At 38.5% G+C, this 25,743-nt stretch carries 16 protein-coding genes; 12 read left to right on the top strand and 4 right to left on the bottom strand.

What is annotated here, in order from left to right:
* The first annotated feature begins 156 nt into the window (after positions 1–156).
* From H1R81_RS25860 to H1R81_RS25835, 7 genes are all read left to right on the top strand, one after another.
* The gene (locus H1R81_RS25860; RefSeq protein ID WP_181843656.1) at positions 157–3,285 is read left to right on the top strand and encodes a TonB-dependent receptor; all 3,129 of its coding nucleotides are present in this window, start codon (positions 157–159) and stop codon (positions 3,283–3,285) included.
* A gap of 20 nt (positions 3,286–3,305) precedes the next feature.
* Positions 3,306–4,037 (top strand): RagB/SusD family nutrient uptake outer membrane protein, encoded by a 732-nt coding sequence (locus tag H1R81_RS27550; protein WP_229251225.1) that lies wholly within the window; start codon positions 3,306–3,308, stop codon positions 4,035–4,037.
* A 93-nt stretch (positions 4,038–4,130) separates the two neighbouring features.
* The gene (locus H1R81_RS27545; protein ID WP_310588118.1) at positions 4,131–4,748 is read left to right on the top strand and encodes a RagB/SusD family nutrient uptake outer membrane protein; all 618 of its coding nucleotides are present in this window, start codon (positions 4,131–4,133) and stop codon (positions 4,746–4,748) included.
* A gap of 94 nt (positions 4,749–4,842) precedes the next feature.
* Complete coding sequence (locus H1R81_RS25850) at positions 4,843–5,484, top strand: hypothetical protein (protein WP_181843655.1); 642 nt, start codon at positions 4,843–4,845, stop codon at positions 5,482–5,484.
* Positions 5,485–5,740: 256 nt separating this feature from the next.
* Positions 5,741–11,320, top strand: coding sequence for a GEVED domain-containing protein (locus H1R81_RS25845; protein WP_181843654.1), 5,580 nt, complete (start codon positions 5,741–5,743; stop codon positions 11,318–11,320).
* Between the two features lie 314 nt (positions 11,321–11,634).
* The gene (locus tag H1R81_RS25840; protein ID WP_220275316.1) at positions 11,635–12,360 is read left to right on the top strand and encodes a murein L,D-transpeptidase catalytic domain family protein; all 726 of its coding nucleotides are present in this window, start codon (positions 11,635–11,637) and stop codon (positions 12,358–12,360) included.
* Positions 12,347–14,008 (top strand): murein L,D-transpeptidase, encoded by a 1,662-nt coding sequence (locus H1R81_RS25835; protein ID WP_181843653.1) that lies wholly within the window; start codon positions 12,347–12,349, stop codon positions 14,006–14,008. The genes H1R81_RS25840 and H1R81_RS25835 overlap by 14 nt, the downstream gene beginning before the upstream one ends.
* An 82-nt stretch (positions 14,009–14,090) precedes the next feature.
* On the opposite strand, the gene H1R81_RS25830 is transcribed toward H1R81_RS25835, so the two are convergent.
* Entirely contained in the window at positions 14,091–14,690 is a 600-nt protein-coding gene (locus tag H1R81_RS25830; RefSeq protein ID WP_181843652.1) for a hypothetical protein, read from the bottom strand.
* A gap of 751 nt (positions 14,691–15,441) precedes the next feature.
* On the opposite strand from H1R81_RS25830, the gene H1R81_RS25825 reads away from it, so the two are divergent.
* Together H1R81_RS25825 and H1R81_RS25820 are read left to right on the top strand one after the other, a co-directional pair.
* Positions 15,442–16,296, top strand: coding sequence for an SMP-30/gluconolactonase/LRE family protein (locus tag H1R81_RS25825; RefSeq protein ID WP_181843651.1), 855 nt, complete (start codon positions 15,442–15,444; stop codon positions 16,294–16,296).
* A 43-nt stretch (positions 16,297–16,339) separates the two neighbouring features.
* The gene (locus H1R81_RS25820) at positions 16,340–18,802 is read left to right on the top strand and encodes an outer membrane beta-barrel family protein (protein ID WP_181843650.1); all 2,463 of its coding nucleotides are present in this window, start codon (positions 16,340–16,342) and stop codon (positions 18,800–18,802) included.
* Positions 18,803–18,870: 68 nt separating this feature from the next.
* On the opposite strand, the gene H1R81_RS25815 is transcribed toward H1R81_RS25820, so the two are convergent.
* From H1R81_RS25815 to H1R81_RS25805, 3 genes are read right to left on the bottom strand one after another with little or no spacing between them, the layout of a single operon-like run.
* A complete protein-coding gene (locus H1R81_RS25815) occupies positions 18,871–21,129 on the bottom strand; it encodes an ATP-binding protein (protein WP_181843649.1) in 2,259 nt (752 codons plus the stop codon).
* Between the two features lie 3 nt (positions 21,130–21,132).
* Positions 21,133–21,714, bottom strand: a complete 582-nt coding sequence (locus tag H1R81_RS25810) for a biliverdin-producing heme oxygenase (RefSeq protein WP_181843648.1) — start codon at positions 21,712–21,714, stop codon at positions 21,133–21,135.
* A 36-nt stretch (positions 21,715–21,750) separates the two neighbouring features.
* Complete coding sequence (locus tag H1R81_RS25805) at positions 21,751–22,191, bottom strand: response regulator (RefSeq protein ID WP_181843647.1); 441 nt, start codon at positions 22,189–22,191, stop codon at positions 21,751–21,753.
* A gap of 898 nt (positions 22,192–23,089) precedes the next feature.
* Between H1R81_RS25805 and H1R81_RS25800 the strand changes: the two genes are divergently transcribed.
* The 3 genes from H1R81_RS25800 (at position 23,090) to H1R81_RS25790 (ending at position 25,617) form a co-directional block, all read left to right on the top strand.
* Entirely contained in the window at positions 23,090–23,671 is a 582-nt protein-coding gene (locus H1R81_RS25800) for an RNA polymerase sigma factor (RefSeq protein ID WP_181843646.1), read from the top strand.
* Between the two features lie 2 nt (positions 23,672–23,673).
* Positions 23,674–24,381, top strand: coding sequence for a hypothetical protein (locus tag H1R81_RS25795; RefSeq protein WP_181843645.1), 708 nt, complete (start codon positions 23,674–23,676; stop codon positions 24,379–24,381).
* Positions 24,382–24,714: 333 nt separating this feature from the next.
* Positions 24,715–25,617, top strand: coding sequence for a hypothetical protein (locus H1R81_RS25790; RefSeq protein ID WP_181843644.1), 903 nt, complete (start codon positions 24,715–24,717; stop codon positions 25,615–25,617).
* The last annotated feature ends 126 nt before the right edge of the window (positions 25,618–25,743 follow it).

The raw sequence follows: 25,743 nt of genomic DNA, 5'->3' as shown, positions 1-25,743 counted from the left end.
ACTAACTATAACACTTGAATACTGAGCGATTATTGTAAATTTTTTTTTAATCACTTTTTAATATCTTTACCACCCTAATTTTTTTGTGTCTTTATAATTAAATAAACAAACTAAACAAACCTACAAAAAATGAGATAACAATCTCTACTTCTCTTCATGCTGGGGATTATCTTTACTGCGTGGCAGGCTGCTGCCCAAGAAAGGACAGTTTCTGGTAAGGTAACAGCTTCAGAAGATGGTTCACCACTACCCGGTGTAAGCGTAACAGTAAAAGGAACAAAACAAGGAACACAATCAGATGCCTCCGGCATTTACAAAGTTAATGTTTCCGGTAATGCAACTTTGATTTTCAGTTTCATTGGTACAGTAACACAGGAAGTTGCTGTTGGCACCCGCACAATTGTTGATGTTCAGTTAGTATCTGATAACAAACAACTAAGTGAAGTAGTTGTGGTTGGATACGGTACACAGAAAAGAACCGAGTTTACAGGGGCGGCCTCAACCGTAAAAGCTACGCAGATAGCTGAACGCCCTGTACAAAGCTTTTCACAAGGTCTGACAGGTCAGGCTGCCGGTGTAAATATTACACAACCAAACGGTCTCTTAAACAATCCTCCTGTTATCCGTGTGCGTGGTCTTAGCTCACTTTCATTGAGCTCGTTTCCGTTAGTCGTAATTGACGGTATTCCTATCACAACAGGCGATGTATCAGGTAACGCCAGTACAAATAACCCATTAGGAGATATTAACCCTGCCGACATCGAGTCTATAGACGTACTCAAAGATGCAGCTTCTGCAGCTATTTATGGTTCTCGTGCAGCTGCAGGTGTATTATTAATCACTACCAAACGTGGTAAATCAGGTAGTGCAAAAGTATCTATTGACAGCTGGGCCGGTGTAAGCAACGCGGTTCGCTTGCCAGATGTGTTAAACGCACAACAATACATGGATCATAAAAACATGGCAATTGGTAATGCTTTGTCTATCAACCCAAATGCGATTGCTACTTCGCAACGTAACGATAAAAACCAATCTTTTTTGCCAAATTATGATTCAAATGGAAATCTGATAGATACAGATTGGTATAAAGAAGTATATCGTACTGGTTTTTCTCAGAATCATAACCTTACTATTCAGGGAGGTACAGAAAAAACCAGCTATTATTTCTCTACAGGTTTTTCAGACCAGGACGGTTTCCTGAAAGCAAATAGCTTCCAACGTCGCTCTGGCCGCTTGAATTTGGATCATCAGGCTACAAAATGGTTGAAATTGTCTGCTAATATCAACTTTACCAATAGCATGAACAAATCGCCTAACAGTGGCTCTTATACAGGCGGTGCGTTTGCTACTTCAGGTTTAGGTCGTATTGCTGTAGCGCAAGTGCCTAACCTGCCTCCTTATAACGAAGATGGTTCATATAATATCGAAAACAATACCGTAGGTCGTAAAAACAACTTATTACCTGCACAGTTCCCGAATGCGGCCGTTTTAAGAGATTTAGATAAAAGTACTTCTGAAACCAACCGTATCATTTCTAACCTGGGTGCTGAAGTTAAACTTTACGAAGGGCTGACTTTCAAAACTACTTACTCATGGGACTTAAGAAACACTGAAAACATTCGTTTCTGGAACCCATACAATGGTGATGGCTGGTCGGCACAAGGTGATGCCTACAACCAGACGTCACGTGCAGATAACTGGAACTGGATTAATACTTTACAGTATCTTAAAACAATCGGCGAAAAACATAACCTTTCATTTGTATTAGGTTCAGACGTACAAAAAAGAAGAACTACCTCATGGGGTGCCCAACGCCAGACATTGGCCGACTTCTTCTTTACTGATTTCCAGGGTAACTTCGGTACTAACCTCGCAGCCGGAAACGGTATTTCTCAGGTTGCTTATGAAGCCTATTTAGGAAGCATCAGCTATAATTTTGCTGGTAAATATTTCTTAAGTGGTAACTACCGTCGTGATGGTAACTCTGCACTTTCTGCTGAAAACCGTTGGGGTGATTTCGGTGGGGTATCTGCCGGTTGGACTATCTCAGAAGAAGAGTTCTTCAAAAACATGGCCCTTGGTAATAAAATCTCATCGTTGCGTTTAAAAGCAAGCTGGGGTAAAGTTGGTAATGGTAATCTGAACAATGCTTACGGCTCATTCTCAACTTTCAGTTCTGGCCTTTATGGCTCGTCACCTACCTTATCGTTCAACCAGGCAGGTAATAAAGACTTGAAATGGGAAACAAGTGAACAAACAAACATCGGTATGGACATCAGCTTCCTGAACGACCGTATCACTCTTGAAGCTAACTGGTATAATAAAAATATCAACAATTTGGTTTTGGATGTTCCGCAGGCACCATCAAAAGGTATCCCGGGCAACTCCATCCTCGCCAATGTTGGTTCAATGTATAACAGAGGCTGGGAGTTTGCCCTTACTGCCGTGCCAGTTAACAAAGGTGGATTCGTTTGGTCAACTAACCTGAACTTCTCTACCAACAAAAACATGGTTACAGCCCTTGTTGATGATAATACTCCGATCTTAACCAATACTTCTGGTTTAGAGGCTACAAGTATCACAAAAGTAGGCTACTCTGCTGCTCAGGTTTATGGTGTAATCACACATGGTGTTAACCCAGCTAACGGCCGTCGTATATTCGTAACGCGTGATGGCAAAGAAGTACAATATCTGCACCTGGGTGGTCCTAATGCCTGGACTTTCCTTGACGGAACACAAACTGTATCTCCATCGTCGCAACAACAAATATTGGGTGGAACCCTTCCAACCTGGTATGGTGGCTTCAATAACACCTTTAAATATAAAGGATTTGATTTAGCATTGAACTTTACATTCTCGGGCGGTAACTATATTTATAATGGTAGCAAAGCCGGTTTGAGAGACCAACGTGTATGGAACAACTCTGTTGATGTGCTACGCTCATGGAAACAGGCAGGTGACGTTACCGACGTTCCAAGAGCAGTTTATGGTGACAACGTATCGAACGGTTCGTCATTCCTTATCTCTGAGAACCTCGAAAAAGGAGATTTCTTACGTTTACAAACAGCTACTCTGGGCTATCGTATCCCAAGCACGTTTGGCAAAACAGGTATCTCATCTTTAAGAGTATATGTTCAGGTAAATAACGCCTTCCTGATTACCAAATACACCGGTGTTGACCCTGAAATCTCAACCAACGGAGACTCTAACCTTGCTTCTGGTATTGAACGTAATACTATTCCACAGGGAAGACAATTCACGGCTGGTCTTAACTTAAGTTTTTAATTCTAAATGACATTGATCTAATGAAAATATTAAATAAAAAAATAGGAATCTTATCACTGGCATTAACCATGAGCCTTTCTTCTTGTAAAGAAGATTTTCTTGAGGCTATCCCCGAGTTAAGCTTGTCAGATGCTACGGTGTTTAGTACTCCGGCTCGTGTTGAGTCGCAGGTAATCGGATTATACGGGTCAGCCAAAAGTGGTGCATTATTCGGTGGTCGTTATCTGATTTACAATGATATACGTGCCGAAGAATTTGTAAACCGTACAACTAACTCTGTAACAGGTTATTCTACTTATCAGGGCAATCAGGATCCGTCAGATACATATATCGCCAACTTCTGGACACAAGGTTACCTCACTATCAACAGAGCTAACCTGTTTTTAGAAGGATTAGCCGCCAACCCTAATGCTGTTAGTACAACATTGGCTGCTAACTATGCCGGAGAAGCAAAATTCCTGAGAGCACTTACCTATTTCTCCCTGGTGCAATTCTTTGCCAAACCTTATGCTTTAGACAATGGTGCTTCTCCGGGTTTACCGTTAAGACTCAAAGGCGAAACCTCTTCTGCAAACAATAATTTGGCAAGAAGTACCGTAGCTCAGGTATATGAGCAAGTATTGAAAGACCTGAACGAAGCAGAAAGCCAATTACCTGATACTTACGGCACTCCACTTCTGCGTACAACAAGAGCCCACAAAAACACGGCTATTGCCTTAAAAACCCGTGTATTGTTAGCAAAGAAAGATTAGGCAGGTGTAATTACAGAAGCTAACAAAATCGTTTCAGCTTCTGCACCCTTCAAATCAGCTAACCGTGTAGCACACGAATTACAAGCTGACGTAGTGTCTGTTTTCAGAACTCCATATACTTCAGTTGAGTCGATTCTTTCATTCCCGATGGCAGAAACCAACGCTCCGGGCACACAAAACCAGTTAGGGTATTATTTCAATGCAGGTAATGTTGAGTATTTTATCAATACAGGTGCTACCGGAATTTACTCAAACCCACAATTCAGAGCTTCTGATGATCGTAAAGCGAAACTGACAGTTCCTACTACCAATGTAGCTGCATTCCCATCAAGCACTAAATTCAGTGGTGTATCTCCCTACATTGATTTCGTACCAAATATCCGCTATGCTGAAGTTCTATTAAACCTGGCAGAAGCTGAGGCAGAAGCAGGCAGCCAGACACGTGCATTAGCTATATTACAAGCTGTTCACGAGCGTTCAGACAAAGGCTATGATTTCAGCACACTTGATAAAGCCGGTTTAATAAACGCTATTTTGACTGAAAGACGTATCGAATTATTTGCTGAAGGTTTCAGAACAAATGACATCTTAAGAAGAGGCCAACCTATCAATTCTTTTGGTGCAGGTGCTATAATTCAGCCAACAGAAACAAGATATATTTTCGGAATACCATTATCAGAGATTCAAACTAACCCTGGTATTGGTAACTAATTTAATCTTGTTCTTTCTTATATCTGAAATGGGTTGCCTGAGCAAGTCTCAGCAACCCATTTTATTTAAGGCCCGTCTTATTATGAAAAACTCTATGAAACAATTCAGAAAATTATTTCTCCTTATTTGTCTGGCCTGGGGTTCGGCCAATGCTCAGATAGCCGTATCTGGTGATGCATTAGGAGGAACACCTCTGGCGGGTCAGTCATATATGAATGTTAAGGGTACCCCCTACCTGCTCGAAAACTGGGAAAAGGGAAGTGTTACCTTAGCATCTGGTAAAAAATTTGAAAATCTTGATCTGAAATTTGATCAGGTAATCAATCAGGTAATATTTCAGGATATGGACGGAAGTATGAAAGCTTTCAGCCAGCCAATAATAGCCTTCACGATCGGGAAAGATGCCAACGGGCATCAGTTCCACAGGGGGCTTGATGGCATTTTCTATGAAAAACTCCTGAATGGCAGGATAACACTATGGAAAAAAAACCATAAAACCCTGATCGATGAGAAACCCTATGGCTCAGCCACAGTGCAAAGAAATGTGTTAAACAACTTTACCTATTATGTAGGCGAGCTGACTCAACTCACGAAAATTAAAACCGATAAAAAATCAGTTCTGGAATTATTAGCCGACAAATCCTCTGACATAGAAGCTTTCATTAAAAAAGAAAAACTTAACCCCAGAACCGAAAACGATTTAGTAAGAGTTATTATGTATTACAATGGGTTATAAGCTTATGAAACCATTATTCAAAGCCTGTTTTGAGTTATCAAAACAGGCTTTGTTATTTATGATACACGCTACCTGTTATTTACAGTTTATAAAGAAAGAATTAATTCAAAAAAACAGCTTACTTTTTTAAAGTTTTAGTAATTTGCCTTCCCATTTTCTGTGATACAAAGTTTTGTCTGAAAGGCCTCTCACCCCTCGGAAAACCTGCCTCAAAGAAGTGACTAATATAAACACCTGAACCTACTTTTATAAGTTAATGAAAAAACTGTTTTTCCTGCTGGCCTTGTTTCTGTTCGTTTTTAAAAGTTCAGCCCAGATAACCCCAGACAACTGGTGTACAACTATACCTCCGACCCAAAATGAAAAAGGTATTTTCTTACAGAAATTTCAATCCGCTGAGATTGGGAAAGCCCGAAAAGGAGCAGAAATCATAACAAATGTGGCACTTAAAATCCATCTTGTAAGCAAATCAGATGGAAACAAAGAATTATCTGATAGTGATATAAACGAGTTGATGGATACACTCAATCTACACTTTATAGATGCCAAAATTCAATTTTATCTTTGTGGCGGAATAAATTATATCAACGATGACGCCTCATACAAATTCAATACCCAAACAGAAAATGCTTTTTGTAAAACACAAGAAGTAACCAATGCTGTTAATCTATATCTTGTAAAAGAATTTGCCGACCCTAACCTTGGAGGATATGCCTACTTTCCGAACTCTAATAAAGCAACCAACCGGATTTTCTGCGCCTATAAAAATCGTCATGATTTAATAACCAAAATTCTTCCCCACGAAATGGGCCATTATTTTGGACTTTTACATACATTTCAGGATGCCGGAGGTGGAAACTATAGCGAACTGGTTACAAGGGAAGAAAAGGCTAATTGTGCATATAGAGGCGACCTTATATGTGATACTCCGGCTGACCCCTATGGGAGCATTTCATTTAGTATCAATAATTGTGAATTTATAAGCGATATAACAGATGCCAACGGAGATTATTATAAACCACAGATAGGCAATCTGATGTCTTATTTCAGAGGTTGTGGTAATTTTTTTACGCCCGGCCAAATAAGTATGATAAAAACAGGCTTGCTGATACGAACTATTCAAAGTACTAATGCAACAGAGGCTTATAGTATTGATTGTGAAGGCGTGCATTCAACCACCATTATTGCCGGTGACTTGTACCTTAACGGAGTTCGAAAAAGTCAGGGTGAACCAATTGAAATTTGTCTTGAAACACCTTTTACAGTTAAATTCAGTTCCAACGGCCAGTTTAAACCCGATAACGAGTTTAAAGCTTATCTGATAGCAGTTGATAATACGTTTTCGACAGAGGTCGGAAAAGGAACCGGAAATGAGATAATATGTAAAATACCTAAAAATACGCCTTTGGGGCTGAGGAGTTATCGCCTGCAGGTATCCTCTTCAAGTCCGGCCATTAGTGGCACTCTTTCCAATTACTATATATATCCAAATTCTTTACCCATTCTCGAACTAAGCGGCAGTTTCGATATTTTTGAAAATGAAGGGGTAGAAGTGCCAATGAAATTAAGTGGGGGTACGGCAAGCATAAAGTTTAGTGATAATTTTTGGACAGCACAATTGTGGTCTTCTATTGATCCTTATTTTTACTTTTATGCAGAAAAGAATAAAATAGTTACTGCCGAAAGAGTCTGGAATCAATGTGGAGAGGGAATCGGGAAAGGACAGATTCAGTTAAATGTAGTGCCAAAACCTTCGGCTACAAGCTTTACGATAGAAAATATTTCAGGTGCTTATCTTTGTCAGGGCAAGCCGTTCAAGCTAAATATAAAAGCCAATGGTCTTTTCAATTCAGCCAATAAATTCACCATACAATTATCAGACAAAACGGGTGGAAACTTCAGAGAAATTGCCCAATCGCTTAACCCGAAAAACCTGATTGAATTTGTTGTACCAGAGGATCTGACAGAGGGGAACGGCTATAAAATCAAGGTAATATCCTCTAATCCTGCAAACACCTCTATTTCCGAAAGCCTCTCAGTTCAATCTAAAGTGGCCGCCGTTCTGAGTGGAGATACAACTATCAATAATGGTAAAAATGCCTATCTGAATATTCAGATAAATGGCAAAACACCCATCACGGTAATTACGTCAGAAGGAGACTCAATTATTGGCTTCACAAAAACCATTATATGGAAAGTTTCACCAGCTGAAAACAAAACCTTTTCATTGAAATCTGCCAGCAACAGCACCTGCGGGAACGGACAGGTATCTGGTCAGGCAAAGGTAAATGTTGATTACACACTTACAATTTCAGACATTGCCTCTGCCTTTGTTTGTGTCGGGGGCTCAATAAAAGTTCCGTATGAAACTTCAGGAAGTGTCTCTTTAAAAGACGGGTTACTGATTCAGTTGTCTGATAGCCAAGGAAAAAACTTCAGAGTCATCCCCGGAAATGGGTCGATAAGTCCCCTGAGTGCTATTATTCCTGAAGATACTCCCGAAGGAAGTAATTACCGTCTGAGAGTAGTCAGTAAAAATGGTGCATACATAAGCAATGAATCGAATGAGTTTGAAATCAGGAGAAAACCCTCTGCTTTCCTCGAAGGGGTCTTATCCGGGAACATAGGCACTACCCAATATCTTAATGTAAAACTCACAGGAGGTGGGCCCTGGACTATTCCCGTTAATACAGGTCAGTCTGTTTTTCAGTTTTATGCTACATCTACTCCTGCGCAGATTCCTGTTACAATAAATAACAATACAACTTATACGCTCAACCCCGTAAGCAATGCTTGTGGCGAAGGTTTGAGTTACGGACAAGCGATAAGTCAGATAAGAAACTCGGCAGTTACCTACTGTATCCCTCAGATAACGGCTACAACAGAACAGTATGGAAGAATTTCACGCGTGCGCCTTACTGATACAGATGGCAATATGCTGCTGAATAACTTTGAGGTAGCAACCGGAAAAGATAACTATACAGATAATACGGCAATGGTGGCCTATTTAAAACCAGGCGGCACTTATAATTACGACATCGCCTCAAGTGATTTAGGGAGTGAAACCTATTTAAGCGCAAAAGTTGGTTATTATCTGATCATGTGGATAGACTATGACCAGAACGGAAAGTTTGATAAAAATGAGGCCATAGTTGAAAGTGCCCTCCAGTATTCAAAAGCACAATTCAGGATTCCTGATAATGCCAAGAAAGGAGTTACCCGTTTGCGCATCAGAAGCTATAATGAAACCTCTTCTCTTTTATTGGATAACCCCTGCACTACAACGTTTAGTGGAGAAACAGAAGACTATACAATTTTTATTACCGACGAAATACCCGCTTATACATCGCATATAAAATTTGCTGAAATTGAAGAAGGAGCCCTTTGCAAAGCCAAAGAATATGAACTTCCGTTCACTTATACGGGTACTTACTCTCCGGCAAATGTATTCAGAGTTGCGCTTTATAATAGTTTCGGTCAGTTTTTAACATATCTCGGCGAAAGCAAGACTAATCTTATAAAAATCAGATTTCCTATTGATGTTCCGATAGGTTCTAATTATAAATTAAAGATTATTTCTTCAGAGCCTTATTTTGAAGGCACTTTTACAAAAGCATTTAGAATTAATGATATTCCAACGGCTAAGCTCAGTGGTAATCAGACAGTTTATTTCGGGCAGGAAATCCCATTGAATCTTGTTTTAGATGGAGGCAGCGACTGGGGATACTCAATAGGCCCTAGAGCGGGCGGAACAGGCAATGTGATACATAACAAAATAATTATTGATTATCCGGGTCATAGAACTTATATGATACCAGGCCCTGGTATATACAATTTTACAATGAATTACGTAGTCAATTCTGGCTGTGGCGAAGGAAAATTTGAAGGCAGTGCAAGGGTAGAAGTACTCGAACCAAAAAATACTCCTATGATTACCCGGGTAAATACTGCCTTTCAGTATTTTGCATTCAATCAGGCTATTTTCCGATGTAAAGACTACGATGACCCTGCACATATTTATTTTGAAACTACAGGCAAATTTGATAAAGAAAATTTTTTTACCTGCCATTTGATTGGGCCTGATGATAAATTTGTTGCGATTGTGGGCTACTCTAAAACAAAAAAATTACAGATTGAAATCCCAGAAAATATTAACGGATACGGATACAAATTAAGGATAGTTTCATCTGCACCCTATTCAGAGAGTCCGCTTTCTTCAGCTTTTATCATATTACCGAAGCTGACATCAAAAATATCCGGATACAGCGAAATTCTTCCGGGCGGGCAGGGACTTATTCAATTAGATTTAACAGGTTCAGAGCCCTGGGACCTCAGCTTATCTGATGGAACATCCATCTCAACAAATCTTCCTTCCCAGATACTAAAAGTATCTCCTCCTGCTACGCAGACTTATTCGATAAAGCGCTTACAATCAAAGTATTGCGAAGGCTCAACAAGTGGAACAGCGACTGTAAAAGTATTAAAACCAAGAGCCTCAGAACTGAAAGTCCAGCAACCGAATGAAATATGTATTGGTGGCAATATCTTTTTACCCTTCGAGGCGAATGGTTCTTTCAGAGAAAAAAATAATTTCAAAGTTACCTTAACTGATAACAGCGGCAATAAATTTAAAGATATTGAAACAACCCTCTATAATGACTCGGTTCTGAATTTCACAATACCGATCAATGTACCTGAGGGCGAAGGCTATAGAATTAAAGTGGTGTCTACAAGCCCTTACCTTGAAAGTGAAACTACCAAAGCCTTCAGGTTAAAGCCGGTGAGTACAGCTACCATTAGTAGTGAGGTAAAGTCTGTTTATGAAAACGCTAATGTACGCCTCAGAATTGATTTTACGGGCGAAGGTCCTTATAGCATAGAGCTATCAGATGGTAGATTATACGCCAATATCAGGCAAAACCCGTTTTTTATTGATTCCAAAGCTATTTTAGGCATCAACAAATATACTATTAAGCATATAGGCAACTCTTGTGGACAAGGGATGGCAAAGGGTATCGTCGACTTGAATGTCATGCCTTTGCCGGTTATTACTACCCAGCCTCTGCTTGTAAACACGGTTTGTACTGGCAATAAAGTATTTATCCCTTTCAGAATTACTAATGGCGAATTTCAGCCTGATAATATTTTTACGGTCGATTTATATAATATAAATAATTCTTATAGAACCCTGCAAACAATTATGCAAGGTGATAGCTTATATGCTATTATTCCTGATAACATCCCCGGAGGTTCATATAGTGTACAGGTAAATGGCACTAATCCGACAATAAAAGGATCTTTGTCTCAGGCAAGATTTACCATCAAAACATACCCTGTTGCTACTATTGCCGGAAAAAGCTCTATAATGGAAGGAGATGCAACTAATTTCCAGTTGGTTTTTTCAGGAGATGGTCCCTGGACTGTTGCGCTTTCAAATGGAATGCTGTTTAACGACATATCCAGTAGTATTTTCTCGGTGGGATATGCCCCTCAGAAATCAGAAACCCTTACCATCTCCTCTATAAAAAATGTATGTGGTGAGGGTATTTCTACAGGAAAAGCTTCTATTATAGTGCATAAATTAGAAGAAATAGAGAACCTCGTGAAGATATACCCTGTTCCATATCAGAAAGAAACCATGCTTCATATAGATGAAGCACTGATAAAAAATGCAGTTGCATACACTATCACAGATATTTTAGGAAGAACAATAACCTCCAGAAATGAAGTTTCATCTACTCAGATACCCATTGATTTAACATTCTCTGCTCCTGGTATATACTATGTCAGAATCACAACCAGTAAGAAAGAATTTTTTCGTAAAATAATAAAATAATAAAAGCCAGCAGGTAGAAATCCTACCTGCTGACCCACTTAATAGTCGGTACTACCCCATCCGGAACTGTTTCATAGCCAATTCTGTTCTTTAATATCCTATTCCTTAAATCTCATCTTGCAGGTCAGATTTCGCCAAAATTGTCAAAGGCAATATAACAGCCAAGGCAAAAAAGTAAATCTTTATAAAATGATTCTGTATAAAATGGCGTTAAAGGAAAGGTACAAATCAAATATTTAACTTAAACGCATGCTTTAAAATTAATATTTAACCTGCAAAACCCGCTTTTAGCGGCCAATAAGGTCAGAATACTCATGCTTAAACATGCACCTTATGAAGCTATGTTCAATTTCTTTCAGCTAATTTCTTTCCTGATTACCTTTAGTGTTGCACTATCCTCAGCAAACACCATTACTTCAAAAAATGCTAATTACGAAAACATCTCCCGCAAGAATGCAGTTACTACTAATAGTGTTACACAAACACTTTATAATGAATGTCAACTGAGTGGAGTAGTTGATTATGCAGCGTTTGAAAAATCAATGGCGGGTTATGAAAAATACCATCCGGCAAAATCAATCATTACCATTATAGATTTCAATCAGCCATCTATACGGGAAAGATTTTTTGTAATAGATATAGCACAGAAAAAGCTATTATTCTCATCATTGGTAGCACATGGGCGGAACTCAGGCGACAACATGGCTAATCATTTTTCTAACGAAATGGAATCACATAAAAGCAGTCTGGGATTCTATACAGTCGGTCAAATCATTCAAAGTCCGAAGCACGGCATGGCTTTGCTATTAGGAGGTTTGCAGAAAGGCATTAATGACAACGCCCGTCGCCGCGAAATCATTATTCATGGCGCAGACTATGTAAGCACCGGTTTTGTGAAACAACATGGTAGATTAGGCCGGAGCTTTGGCTGCCCCGCTTTACCAAACGAATTGATACCGCAGGTTGTTCCTGTCATTGCCAATGGCAGTTTATTATATATTCATAGAGAAAATCCACACATAGCTTATGCTAAAAGGTAAGAAGTTTGCCATTGCATTATGTATTGTATTAACTGTTGTTGGTTGTCTGACCGGTTGTAAAAAAAACAAAAAAAAACGCAGAAGTATTCTGCCTGACTCCAGTATTTATTCATCACAGAATTTTACCGATATTCTGTTAGACAGCGTAGTTGTCAACAATTTTTTCAAAAGTTTTGCTGCAGAAGATACGGTTCGGGAGGAAGTCAAAGAATTTTATGCTCGCCGCTCCTATCAGTCGGCATGGTTTAGTAAAAACGGACTAAACAATGCCGCCCAGAACTTTCATAGCCAATTAAAGAGCTATACTTATGATTTTGCTGACAGCAGTTTTCAGAATGTTGAATTAGATAATCTGATTACCCGTGCTGAAAGTGACGAGAAAAAATTTTTAGGTAATAAGGTTGAGGTTCAACGCCTGGATTTATTGCTCACAACTACTTTCTTTAATTATGCTTTAAAAGCTTACGGAGGCATTACTAAAAATCCGCTTGACCTCGAGTGGTTTATTCCACGCAAAAAGAAAAACTATCAACTTCTTCTTGATTCATTAGTATCCATGAGCGGGGGAGAAAAAGTAAGAGAACCGGTGAACCTGTACTACATCCGCCTGAAGGACAAACTGAGAGCCTATCGGAATATCGAGCGGAAGGGAGGATGGCCTAAAATCATCTCTACTAAAAAACAATTAGTAACAGGAGACAGAGACTCAAGTATCTTAGTAGCCAAACAAACTCTGTTTATCACCGGTGATTTCCGATTGCAGGATACCAGTATGACCTTTACAGATTCTTTGAAAAATGCAGTGGTGCGTTTTCAACATCGTATGGGTTTAAAAGAATCTGGTATTATAGATAAGGCCACTTTAAACGAAATGAATCAGCCAATTAAGTATCGTATCAGGCAGATAATGCTAAATATGGAACGTTTAAGATGGGTACCCGAAGAATTAGAGAAAGACCACTTATTAATTAATATTCCAGAATATATGCTTCACGTTTTTGAAAACGGTAAGCAAGCATGGACAATGAATGTAGTAGTAGGTAAAACGGCTTCTCAGACAACTATCTTTAAAGGCAACCTTTCACAGATTGTTCTCAACCCATACTGGAATATTCCTCAAAGTATTATTCGCAATGAAATACTGCCACAGCTAAAACATGGAACAGGTTATCTAACACGGAATAATATGGAGGTATTGTCGGGTGGCAAGGTTATTAATCCATCAACTATCGATTGGAGTGTCTATACTAATCATGTACCCTATTTAATCCGACAAAGGCCTGGCAACAGAAACTCCTTAGGCAAAATAAAATTCCTGTTTCCTAACAGCTACAATATATATCTGCACGATACTCCGGCTAAAAGCTTATTTAATAATTCAAGGAGAGCGTTCAGCCATGGCTGTATCCGATTATCAGACCCAAAAAGGTTAGCAGTTTACTTGCTGAAAAATAAGGCAGAGTGGAATGCCGGGAAAATTAATGAAGTATTAGCAACAGATAAGGAAACAGGTATTAAAGTAGACCCTACTATACCTGTTTATATTGTTTATTTTACAAGCTGGGTTGATAACACCGGGCAAATCAATTTCAGAAATGATTTATATGGTTTAGATGCAAAGCTCTCGGCTGAGATTTTCGGAGAATAAATGGGTATTAAATCACAGAATAGAAAAGTCTCGGGAATTCCTGAGACTTTTCTATTGCTATCTATCAAAATTTATACTCTATCTAATTCAAAAACTCTTTATCTCTTTCATCGCTCACAGGCGAATTTTCACGGATTTCGTTATACCCTCTGTTATCAGTGATATTTCCTTCTTCCGATTTCCTGATGCTCTCTTCACGGCCTTCGCGGGCTTCTCTCAAATCGGCTTCTTTCTCTTTGATTTTCTCCTGCCTCTCTTCTTCTTCTTTTTGCTGAATCTCCTGCGCTTCTTCCCCGTGTTCCCCTCTTGGGTCTTCATTGCCTATCGATGAGTCAGTACCTCCTGTATCCATACTGGAGCTAATTGACGAACCGTAGAACTTAGGTTGCTCTACTCGCGGATACCCCTGTTTACCCGGATAATTAATTTCATCCGGCGATTGGTCAGGAATTATATCCGGGGCAGTTGGCGGATCAAGCTCGCTTCTCAATGGTGGGTTATCTGAACCCTCATTTCTATCTGCTTTATCGGCCAGACGCTGATTAATCGCCTCCTGCTCTTTTTCAGCAGTACGTTCTTGTTCTAAAGCTGGCCCATCCCAGGTCTTTTCCGGTTGTGATGTATTTGGCTCAATTGCTTCCGAGTCACTCTGACTATAAAAGCTTGTATCCTGATCTTTCATATAGTTGTGTCTTTAATTTGTAGCAATCAATGCAAAAATACTATACCATATCATTGTAGCTGAATGATGTGAAAGAAGATACTCAATTTGTGGAATAGAAACTTATGATATGAATCTCTTCCTGTGCACTGCCGATACATCGAATACAGATAAAAAATACCTGAAACTCACTCCATAACTACCCCAATGGCAAAGTCCGTTTAACCATAATTTTCATTTTAGCCTGATTACGGATTATCACATAAGCTGGCAATATTTTTTCTCATATACTCCCTCAAATGCTGAATATTACTGATCTTATACCCATTAACTTACTGACTCAAATCTCCATTCCGGAAACCTGATTTCAAAGCCAGAGCTTCAGGAGAGACATAAATTGTTTGGGTTCATAAAGCATAAGGAAATAAGAAGAGGATTATCCGAAATATAGCTTTGCCTGGTAGTGTATTCATAAGGTCAATCAAATCCATGCCAAAGGGGTCGGCTTATCTGGTAAAATCTAATCATTAAAAGCAGAATACAATTAAAAACAGGATAAATTCCGGTTTATGTAATTGATTTGTCATCAATTATCACCCAAAATATCCTTATAAATCTATGCTCAAGCGATAAACCCGACTTTTCGGGTTGCTTCATACATTGGTCGATTTAATAGATTAGAAAGTCTACTTTATTAATAGATTATTTGCCTTAAAGTGAAATAATTCGTAATATTCAAATTCTTAAACGTCAATTCAACCTCCATTTATTTATGAAAACTTTATTCGCTTGTTTCTGCCTTTGTGTTTTTCTGAGTTTCTCAGTAATAGCCCAAACCCCTACTTTAACACAGGTATGGGAAACAGATACCACTTTGACTACGCCTGAATCTGTCTTATACGATGCTAAAAACAATGTATTGTATGTGTCGTGTATCAATGGCAAATCAGTACCCGAAAACCAGGAGAGCTTTGTAGCTAAAATAGGCTTAGACGGCAAGATTCAGCAGAGAATCATGACTCCCGGCCTGAATGCCATAAAAGGAATGGGAATAATAGGCAATAAATTATATACAGCCAGCTTTTTTGCCGTAAATGAAATCGACCTCGCCACCGGAAAGGTAGTTAATAATTATACTGTACCTGACGCTAAAATGCTCAACGATATTACGATTGATGAAAAAAACAAAACACTATATGTAACCGATATGCGCGCCAATAGTGTCTGGAAATTAAAAGATGGTAAATTAGAAAAAATTCTTGAGGGTGGTTTATTAAAAAACCCTAATGGTTTATTTTATGATAATAGCAAATTGTTAATAGGCAATGGAGAGGGTATTTTATACTCCTACGATACCAAAACCAAAGACCTTACTAAATTTGCCGAAGGCATGGGAACAGAGAAAAGCGGTATTGACGGCATTGAGTCTGATGGTAAAAAAGGATATTTTGTAAGTGAGTGGAGAGGCCGGATATGGCACGTAACGCCAGATGGCAAACCAAGTTTGTTGTTAGATACCATTGATAAACCTATGAACACAGCCGATTTTGAATACATACCCACTAAAAAAATGCTCTTTGTACCTACTTTCCTTAAAAACAAAGTAGTGGCCTATAAAGTCAATTAACACACAATTCTATTCAGCCTTATATTCTATTTAACAATCCGAAATGAACATCTTTAGAAAAAACACCTCATTATTTTTAATCAGAAAAACATTATCATTCATTGTTTGTTTGTGTCTTGGTCTCGTATTCACACAAGTTTCGTTTGCACAGAATTCCGGAAAATTAAAACTCAAAGGAAAAATCATAGATGCGCAGTCCGGCGCACCGCTATCTTATGCCAGTGTTCGGCTGTTTAAATTACCCGACAGCTCATTTGTTACAGGAAATATAACCAACGATACCGGAGACTTCTCGATTGATGCGCCTGCCGGAACTTACTATGCCTTGCTGGAATTTATCGGCTATAAAGCGACAAAAACCCCTGTATTTTCTTTGACACCCGATAACTCCCCATACGATTTAGGCACTCTGAAGGTTGCCACTTCAAGCCAGACATTAGATGAAGTAGAAGTAAGGGCCGAGAAAAGCTCAATGGAAATGACTCTTGACAAACGTGTGTTTAATGTCGGCAAAGACCTGGCAAATGCAGGCGGAACAGCCGTAGACATTCTTACCAATGTTCCTTCTGTATCGGTCGATATTGACGGTAATGTAAGTTTAAGAGGCAGTAATAACGTCAGGATTTTAGTAGATGGCAAGCCATCAGGTCTCGTGAGTATCAAAGGTGGTAGTGGTTTGCAGCAATTACAGGGAAGCAGCATTGAAAGAATCGAAATCATTACCAATCCATCAGCCCGCTATGAAGCCGAGGGAATGAGTGGTATCATTAATATTATCCTGAAAAAGGAACGCAAAGAGGGTTTCAACGGCTCATTTGATGTAATTACAGGCTTACCTATTAATCTTGGTTTGGCCGCCAACGTAAACTACCGCCGCAAGAACCTGAACTTCTTTGTGAATTATACAACTTCTTATAGAAATACCCCCGGCAGAAACTCTTTATATCAGGAAGTGTACAAAGGAGATTCTACCCGTATTACTCAGCAAAACTCCACTCATAACCTGAAAGGACAGAACAATAGTGCAAGAGCAGGGATAGATTATTTCTTTAACGAAAACAATGTACTGACAGGCTCCTATCTTTGGCGTATCAGTAAAGGCAAGCGTTTCTCTGACATCCGATATAGAGATTATCTGAACAGTCTTGATAACCCTACTGGTATTACTTATCGTACACAAGATGAAACCGAAACCGAACCTAACTCAGAATATGCGATTTCCTACAAACGCAAATTTGAAAGAAAAGGACATGAGTTATCGGCTGATGTAAGGTATTTAGACAATTGGGAAGACTCCGATCAATACTATAATCAGAAAACCGTTAAGCCTGATGGAAGTGCCTCTGACATACCGGCTACCCTGCAACGATCTCTTAATTATGAAACCGAAAAGCAATTGTTGTTTCAGGTAGACTATACCCAGCCTTTTGCCAAAGATGGCAAATTTGAATTAGGAGCCAGAAGTAGCTCGCGAGACATGACCAACGATTTCTCTTTAACCCAACAAGCCAATGATGGTACCTGGTTTCCGATTGCGGGCTTTACAAACGATTTTCTCTATGAAGAAAACATCAACGCTGCTTATGGTATTTTAGGCAATAAAGTAAATAAGTTTTCTTATCAGGTTGGCGTACGTGCCGAGTGGACTAACGTAACTACTACCTTAAAGAAAACCAATGAGGTAAATCCCCGAAAATACAACAACCTGTTTCCGAGTGTACATCTTACCTATGAGTTTCCGAAACAGAATTCAATGCAAATCAGTTATAGCCGCCGTATCCGCCGCCCGACTTACAATGATTTGAGTCCATTCTCCACCTTCAGCGACAGCCGTAACTTCTGGAGTGGTAACCCTGATCTGAACCCCGAATTTACCGATGTATATGAGTTAGGGCATATCAAATATTTCGAAAATGGATCTATCAGTTCATCATTATACTATCGGTTTACTGATGGAAAAATCGTTCGTATCAGAACTTTAGACGGAGCAGGTAATTCATTTACCCGTCCTGAAAACCTGGCAACCGAAAACTCATTCGGTTATGAATTTACTACCTCTCTATCACCCTATAAATGGTGGAAAATAGATGGCAGTTTCAACTTCTTCCGGGCTATTATTGATGGGGCTAATTTTGACGCCAGCCTGAAAAGCGATACCTATAGCTGGTTTACACGTCTGACTTCACGGTTCACGTTCTGGAAAAACACAGATTTCCAGATAAGAGGCAATTACGAAGCGCCACAACAAACACCGCAAGGGCGCAGAAAAGCGATAGCCGTAATGGACTTAGCAGTAAGCAAAGATATCCTGAAAAACAATGCCACGCTTACATTGAACGTAAGTGACGTTTTCAATTCAAGAATTTATCGTTCTATTACAGAAGGTGTAAATTTCTATACCGAAGGCAGAGGTCAAGGTCGATTACGACAAGTAAATTTAACGTTCAACTACCGCTTACACCAGGCTAAGAAGAAAACCAAAGAGCCAGTTGAGGGAGATTTTTGATAAAGCCATCGTGCCATGCCCTTATGAATTTGGACGAGTATAGGCATGGCACTGTTGATTAAAAGCCATTACACTGGAAAATACAAACTAAATACAGCACCTTCGTTCTTCACCCCTTCGGCATAAATATAGCCGTTATGTAACTGCATGATTTTCTTGCATAAGGCAAGTCCGATTCCTGTTCCTTCATACTTGGTTGACGTATGCAGCCGGGTAAATATCTTGAATATTCTATCGCTGAACTCATTCTCAAAACCGATTCCATTATCTGCAATCGTAATTTTGCTATAAAGTCTGGTATCATGAGGTTCCGGCGATAGAACGGGATTTTCTGCCTGTGCAATGCTTATAACAGCCGGAATACCTTCTCTGCTAAACTTCAAAGCATTACCAATCAGATTACTGAACAGTTGATGCACAATTACCGGAATACCTTTCACAAAAGATAATCCTTCAGTTTTGATGGCGGTATTTCTCTCTTCTATTTCTTCATGCAGCCCCTGTTTTACTTTTTCAATCAGCTCAGATAAATCAATACTTTCAAATGATTTATCCGAATGTCTGATTTTTGAATAATTAGTAATATCCGAAATCAGCCGTTGCATTTTATTAGCCGAGGCATTCATTTTCTTCAAAGTATTACTCACATCAGGCGATATATCCTTCTCTAAATCCAATAACCTTGACGAGAATAATTGAATTTTTCTTAGTGGCTCTTTTAAATCATGTGTGCTTATCCAGCTGATGTTTTCCAGTTCAAGATTCGACTCTTTCAACTGCTTGGTCAGTTCCCTCTGTCTGGCTTCTTCTTCGGTTAGCAATATTAGCGTAATAAATTTCTGCAACGAATAAGAGAAAGTAGAAGCCGCCGTCTGCTCGGTCTTTGTCCACTCGTGCGAGCGGCACTTGACAATCTGTTGGTATTTCTCAAAAGACTTTCTGGGCGATAGTCCATTGGCATCTTTCACAATAGCCTTTTCAGGGTCTCCACTCCAGTTGATTTCTTCCAGACTTTCAGGTCTGAACCAGATGATGGTCTCGTCATGCACTACCCCTAACTGATAATACAATATCCCCGAGGCCGTTCCACACCATTCTTCTGCTTCGGGCAGTTGTTCCGGTAAACCGGAAGTACTATAAAACCCTTTAGAAGCGTTTTGCCTGGCCCAATCTGTTATCTTTAATATACTGTAATCGTCAGGTGTTTTCCCGGCTTTATATACTATATCATTCAGAATAATGGCCACCCCACCAGCATGGGCAATTTCAAGTATTTGCGGTTGTTGTACCAGTTCTTGTAACGAGGCTCTTTCTGGCAAAAAAGTCAGATTAAGCAAAGTTTCAAGCGATTTATTAATATTAGCCGCAACCGTATATTCTTCGGCCATTTCTCTTACCTGAATCTGTGAAGTAAGGAAATGTCCCTGTAACTGGGCAGCAATACGCGTATAATGGTCAATGTATTTATACGAATAATGATGACAGGCTATCAGCCCCCATAGTTTACCCTCATGTATCAACGATATAGTAAGTGTAGCTCCCACTCCCATATTTTTCAGATACTCAACATGAATCGGTGAAACACTTCTTAAGGTCGAATAACTTAAGTCCAGACTTTCGTTTGTAGCATTCTCCTTAGTAAAAATCGGGACAGGTGCATAATTAACGTCAACAATCAGCCTTATCAGGTTCTTGATATACAATTGCCTTGCCTGCACCGGAATATCGGTATGTGGATAATGTAGCCCAAGAAATGGCTCGTGTTCATCAACTTTACTCTCGGCAAATATCTCTCCGTTATAATCTTTATCAAACCTGTACACCATTACACGGTCATACCCTGTCAATGACCTTATTTCTGTAGCCACACTATGGCATAATTGCTGCAAAGTCATGGCCTGGCCCATATATCTGGCAAAATTAATTGCCTGGTCATAGACAGTTGATACCCTCGGAATATTTTCAGAAACAGGCTCAAATTCACAAATCAGCAGGCCATTACTTTTATGAATAATACACTGAAACTGGGCATTTTCTATATTAACAATATGAGGTGTTGTAAGCCTGTCCTGAAGATGGTTGATATAGTATTGAAATTCAGCCAGTTGATCTGCTCCTATCAGGGTTTCAATTGGTTTTTGTAAGATCTCCTCTACCGATAGCACCGAAAAATCGCTGATATTTGCACTGGTATATCTGATTACAAAATCTGTATCTATAGCAATTAAAAAACCATGTGGCTGAATACTCCCCGGCACATGAATTGGCTCTTGCTCGCAATTGGTAAGATTAACAATTTCTCTGTTTACTATATCTTTCAATTTCATTATTTATTGCTCAAAATAAAGTTTGATTGAGGTAAAAGTATCTTTTGCTCCTGCTATAATCTCATTATCGCAGTCATTATTTGCCGAATACTCCTGCAATATATTCAAAAATATTTTCCAAAACTGCCCGGTCTGATCTCCGTACCCGTCAAGATAAGAACCGCCCTGCTCAGGTACAATTCCTAAGGTTTTTGAAATATGTTTCAGTATAACTTTCCCCCCCAATGTAGAGCCTTCCATTACATACATACACCCCATAGCATAACCTATCGAAGAATTACCACCTGTTGAGTTTTCAAAACCGGGTAAACCTGATCTATCAACCGACAGATAATGCAAGTCTTTATCAATCAATGATAACTTTTCCCGTTTGGTTAAATCCGGAAGAGTATCATCTAAAACCGGAAAGATTTCAGCTTCATAAAAAGCCACTATTTCTCTCATTTTTTGCAGATAAGTAACATAATTTTTCTGCGAAACCCCCTCATCTAAAAGCCCGGCAGACAGTGGCGTTTGTTCTAATGCTGAATGTAGTAGACTGGTGTGGGTTCTTAATTGAGCAAGAATATTATCTGTTTGGTTCATATCAGAGTTTTTACTTTTGGTATTCAAAGATTTTGTTCAGGCATAAACAAAGTCTTTGAAATGCTGGGATTGTATATCATTTGCCCAATTGAAACCCAATAGTTCGGCAAGAATATCTTTGAATTTTGTATAAGAATTTGGTTTACAAACATAAAAGGTAGCACCTGCATTTTTTGCCTTCGCAATAGCGTCAGTATCATTAGAAGTAGAAAGAATCACAACCGGAAAATCTTTATTAGCCAAACTTTGTCTGAGTTCTGATAAAACCTGAAAGCCATCAACAAACGGCATGTTAATATCAAGAAACACAATATCCGGTTTGTAGTCAATTTCTTTCAAGCGATCCAATAACTCTGAGCCGTCGCTTTGAAACTCAATAGAAAAATCGGGGTGAAGTTCGTTGATGATTTCTTTAAAGATTTCCTTGTCATCCGAATCATCGTCTGTATAGAAAATATTGTAGTTTTTAATTTTCATTTGTCCTTCTAAGTGAGGGCTATCTATTTATAACTTGTGTGAATAAAATATATTGTAATAATTAACTGGTATAACCTGCCAGTTGATTGAATTGTAAGAACCAAATTTCAATAAAATGAGCTAAAAAACATAATTTCTCAGCTCATTTTATTGAAAATAGAGCCCTTTTATCCAAAAATATGTGCAAAACGGCATTATGTGTAGAGAATAAATAAAAACAATTGGTTTATAAGTGACTACCCATAAAAAATAAGCGCAATTCTTCTCAATAAGTCAAAAAATTTACTCTTCAGCCCAAAATACTTATAATAAACGTTTTGTGCATAAGTGTTATCATTTTCTTCCAGAAAAAACGTTATTGACTATCAAAATGTAAAATTTTCACCACTTTGAGGAAAAACCCCCTCAAAAAACTGTATCCACTTTTTAAGGATTTAAATTGGCACAGCATTTTTGCTATTGCTTTGTAGAATACACATTCCGACAATGCCAAACAGAAAAACCAGTAATGGTTCAAATTCAAACAGTAAGCATCCGGAATGAAACATAAATGTGATGAATCGCAGTTCTTACAACAATTGAGTAACCTATTATACTCTCTTTGGTAATTGTGCATTTCATCACATTTTTTATTAAAACTGGGTTACCTTCCTCTGTTTTAATTTGAAAATGGAAACTATGCCCCAATTATTCTCCTTTCCGAGGCTTTAATTTTTACTACAAAAAACTATTCTGCTTATAGATAGTTAGTTTAAAAGTATCAGTATTAAACCTATACTTCAAAGGTACCGAAGCCTAATAATATTTAAAACTGATTGGATTTATCGGCAATTATCGTTTAGTTTAAAACAAAAAAATTATATCTGGCCATTTTAAAAAGCATTAAATACCCTGCATTATGTTTCAATTATTACCCAATGATGCTGACTCTGAAATAATTGAGGGGATTTTAAAAGGAGGAAGAGAGAGAAAAAAGTGTGAAAACGCACTCTTCGAAAAGTATCTGTATTTCATAAAAGAGGGTGCAAGAAAACATCAGATTGAAGATGATGAAGCTGCTTCGGTTTATTCAGACACCATCTTAAATGTCATTGACCACATTGCACATCATCGTTTTGAAGGCCGTGCCTCACTGAAAACTTACATTTTTCAAATTTTTTCTAATCAATGTGTTTCCCTTATCAGGAAAAAGACGACTAATAAAGCAGCCCCGGCTTATGATACGGTTCTACTCTCCGAAATCATGCACGTCATGAGTGATAATACTCAAAGTATTATCCAGCATATCATTGAAAAGGAAGAAGAAACAACGCTCTTGCAAAGGCTTACTACAATAGGCAAAAAATGTAAAGAATTACTCTTATTATGGGCCAATGGGTACTCTGATAAAGAAATTCTGAGCCTGTTAACTTACAGTTCGGTTGATGTAGTAAAAGTAACCCGAATGAGATGCATCGATAAACTTAGAAAAATTTATTAGTCATGGAAAAGGAATTAGCTTTAATAGAAAGCTTTTTTAATAATGAACTGCCTGAACAGCAACGTCAGGAGTTTGAATTGAAATGCTCAACCGACCCTGCTTTTGCAGAAACCGTTGCTTTATATGTTAAAACCAAATATGGTTTTAAAAAACTGCACCGCAACCAACGTAAAGCAGAGTTTGAGCAACTACTTCAGAAACACAAACCCGCTTTGGTTCCTCATCCAACCGTAAGATACTGGATTGCCGCTGTAACCGTCATTTGTATCGCCATATTAAGCTGGCTTTATCTCAAAGACCCAGACCTGAGTAAACTGGCTGATACCTACGTAGACAACAATTTCATGACTTTGAGTACAACCATGTCGGCTGATAAAGCAACATTTAAACAGGCAATTAACCTTTTCAATAAAGGTGAATTAGCCAAAGCAGGTGCAATTTTTGATAGCTTGTCTGAATATAATAACCCCGAAGCCCTGAAATATGCAGGTATTGCTTACCTGCGATTAACCAATTATACATTAGCTCTCGAACATTTTGAAACATTACAACAACAAAATCTACAATCAAATCCGGGCACTTTCTACAAAGCCCTTACATTGCTGAAACGTAAACAGCATAACGACCTCACAGAAGCAAAAAAACTCCTCGAAAAAGTAAAAAAAGAAAAGTCAGAAGGCTGGCAGGAAATAGAAAAATGGGGCTTATAAAAAAAATCAGTTAAACTGTTTACCAGTTTAATTAAACTGCGACTAAGCATTAAAATAGGAAAATAAGTTCTGATGAAGCCTTAAATGACTATTTGCCAATTGACTAAAAATTAACCAAAAAGGCATAAAAGCCTTACACAAATTGCTGAACTATTAAAATTAATTTTCCGGGTTGTAAAACAACCTTCTTACAGCTTTTGCACCAAATTTAAAGCCATACCACATGGTAATGTAATAATCTGAATGACACTCTTTTAACAAAAGGCGTTTGAAAGATTATTGCCTTACCACAACAAAACAACTATATAAATCTGTGATTAAACCATTAAAGGAATGTTAAAGATAAGACTATCTATAACGCTCTTTAATAAGTATCAAACTTGCGAGTTGACTGAAAAAGAGGCTGTTTACATGTTAGAATCGCTTAGAAAAGTGCCTTGTAATAAGGGCAACCAAAGACCTTTCGTATGTATAACAGGGTATCATGGTATGGCTTTACATATTCTGGAGGGAAACTTTGAAGATTTCCCTCCCTATATGTTACTCAAACAAGGCATAGCCTATAACGGTTACAACAAGAATATCCGTTGGCCTATTGCTAATAAAAACTTTGAAACCGATCAGATAGCTGTTTTTTCAAAGCAATTATTGAATGATACCGCTCAGTTGCCTGCTTTTAAACTTTTTTATCAGGCTCCATCAATTACGCAACCATGCTTATTTACACATTACCCAGCCAATAGTGCATACACAGAAAATCCTTCAAGCCCATCGTATGAACCTGAGCTATGGAATAATGATATAAATATCTTAGCTAATAATAATTGCTATACATATGCCCTCAATATCAAAGGGCTCCGGCAGTCTTCCGGTAAAGACCCAAACCAGACAGCCTTTGGTAATATTATAAAAAATTGCCAGTCCGACGGCTTACATATAGTCTCAACCGTAACAGACAACCATAAACATTTAATTGCCTTATTTGCCTCCTCTCCTTTCTCCGATACTAATAAAGCCAGAACCGATTATCATTTCTTCAGACGTGATGCAAATGGTGAGTGGTCGCACAAAAATGGTCATTGCAATGTATCAAACCGGGATTTTTCAGGCCGGATCATCGATAATATAATGACTTGTGACCGATCTCGGTTTCAGTACTTTTATTGTTTTTTTCACGTAACCGATAACACCTTAAAAAAAGTATCTGAAAGAATTCAGACAAACACTATAAAATAAAAACCGGCTTTTATGAATGGCCTTCTCCGAAATCTGAAAATAACAGATTAGTCATTGCATTGCCTTATATACAGAACTAATAAATACACAACCATTAGACCAAACCCGTATAATTGAGATAAAATC

Origin of the sequence: Emticicia sp. BO119 (assembly GCF_013912375.1) — a bacterium.
Classification (GTDB): domain Bacteria; phylum Bacteroidota; class Bacteroidia; order Cytophagales; family Spirosomataceae; genus Emticicia.
Note: the sequence above shows the minus strand (reverse complement) of the source record. Positions and strands in the feature narration are given on the sequence as shown.

Bases quoted from the DNA above. Each gene is read 5' to 3' on its own strand.
- H1R81_RS25860 (WP_181843656.1), top strand. From the start codon at position 157: ATGCTGGGGATTATCTTTACTGCGTGGCAGGCTGCTGCCCAAGAAAGG.
- H1R81_RS27550 (WP_229251225.1), top strand. From the start codon at position 3,306: ATGAAAATATTAAATAAAAAAATAGGAATCTTATCACTGGCATTAACC.
- H1R81_RS25850 (WP_181843655.1), top strand. From the start codon at position 4,843: ATGAAACAATTCAGAAAATTATTTCTCCTTATTTGTCTGGCCTGGGGT.
- H1R81_RS25845 (WP_181843654.1), top strand. From the start codon at position 5,741: ATGAAAAAACTGTTTTTCCTGCTGGCCTTGTTTCTGTTCGTTTTTAAA.
- H1R81_RS25840 (WP_220275316.1), top strand. From the start codon at position 11,635: ATGCTTAAACATGCACCTTATGAAGCTATGTTCAATTTCTTTCAGCTA.
- H1R81_RS25835 (WP_181843653.1), top strand. From the start codon at position 12,347: ATGCTAAAAGGTAAGAAGTTTGCCATTGCATTATGTATTGTATTAACT.
- H1R81_RS25830 (WP_181843652.1), bottom strand. From the start codon at position 14,690: ATGAAAGATCAGGATACAAGCTTTTATAGTCAGAGTGACTCGGAAGCA.
- H1R81_RS25825 (WP_181843651.1), top strand. From the start codon at position 15,442: ATGAAAACTTTATTCGCTTGTTTCTGCCTTTGTGTTTTTCTGAGTTTC.
- H1R81_RS25820 (WP_181843650.1), top strand. From the start codon at position 16,340: ATGAACATCTTTAGAAAAAACACCTCATTATTTTTAATCAGAAAAACA.
- H1R81_RS25815 (WP_181843649.1), bottom strand. From the start codon at position 21,129: ATGAAATTGAAAGATATAGTAAACAGAGAAATTGTTAATCTTACCAAT.
- H1R81_RS25810 (WP_181843648.1), bottom strand. From the start codon at position 21,714: ATGAACCAAACAGATAATATTCTTGCTCAATTAAGAACCCACACCAGT.
- H1R81_RS25805 (WP_181843647.1), bottom strand. From the start codon at position 22,191: ATGAAAATTAAAAACTACAATATTTTCTATACAGACGATGATTCGGAT.
- H1R81_RS25800 (WP_181843646.1), top strand. From the start codon at position 23,090: ATGTTTCAATTATTACCCAATGATGCTGACTCTGAAATAATTGAGGGG.
- H1R81_RS25795 (WP_181843645.1), top strand. From the start codon at position 23,674: ATGGAAAAGGAATTAGCTTTAATAGAAAGCTTTTTTAATAATGAACTG.
- H1R81_RS25790 (WP_181843644.1), top strand. From the start codon at position 24,715: ATGTTAAAGATAAGACTATCTATAACGCTCTTTAATAAGTATCAAACT.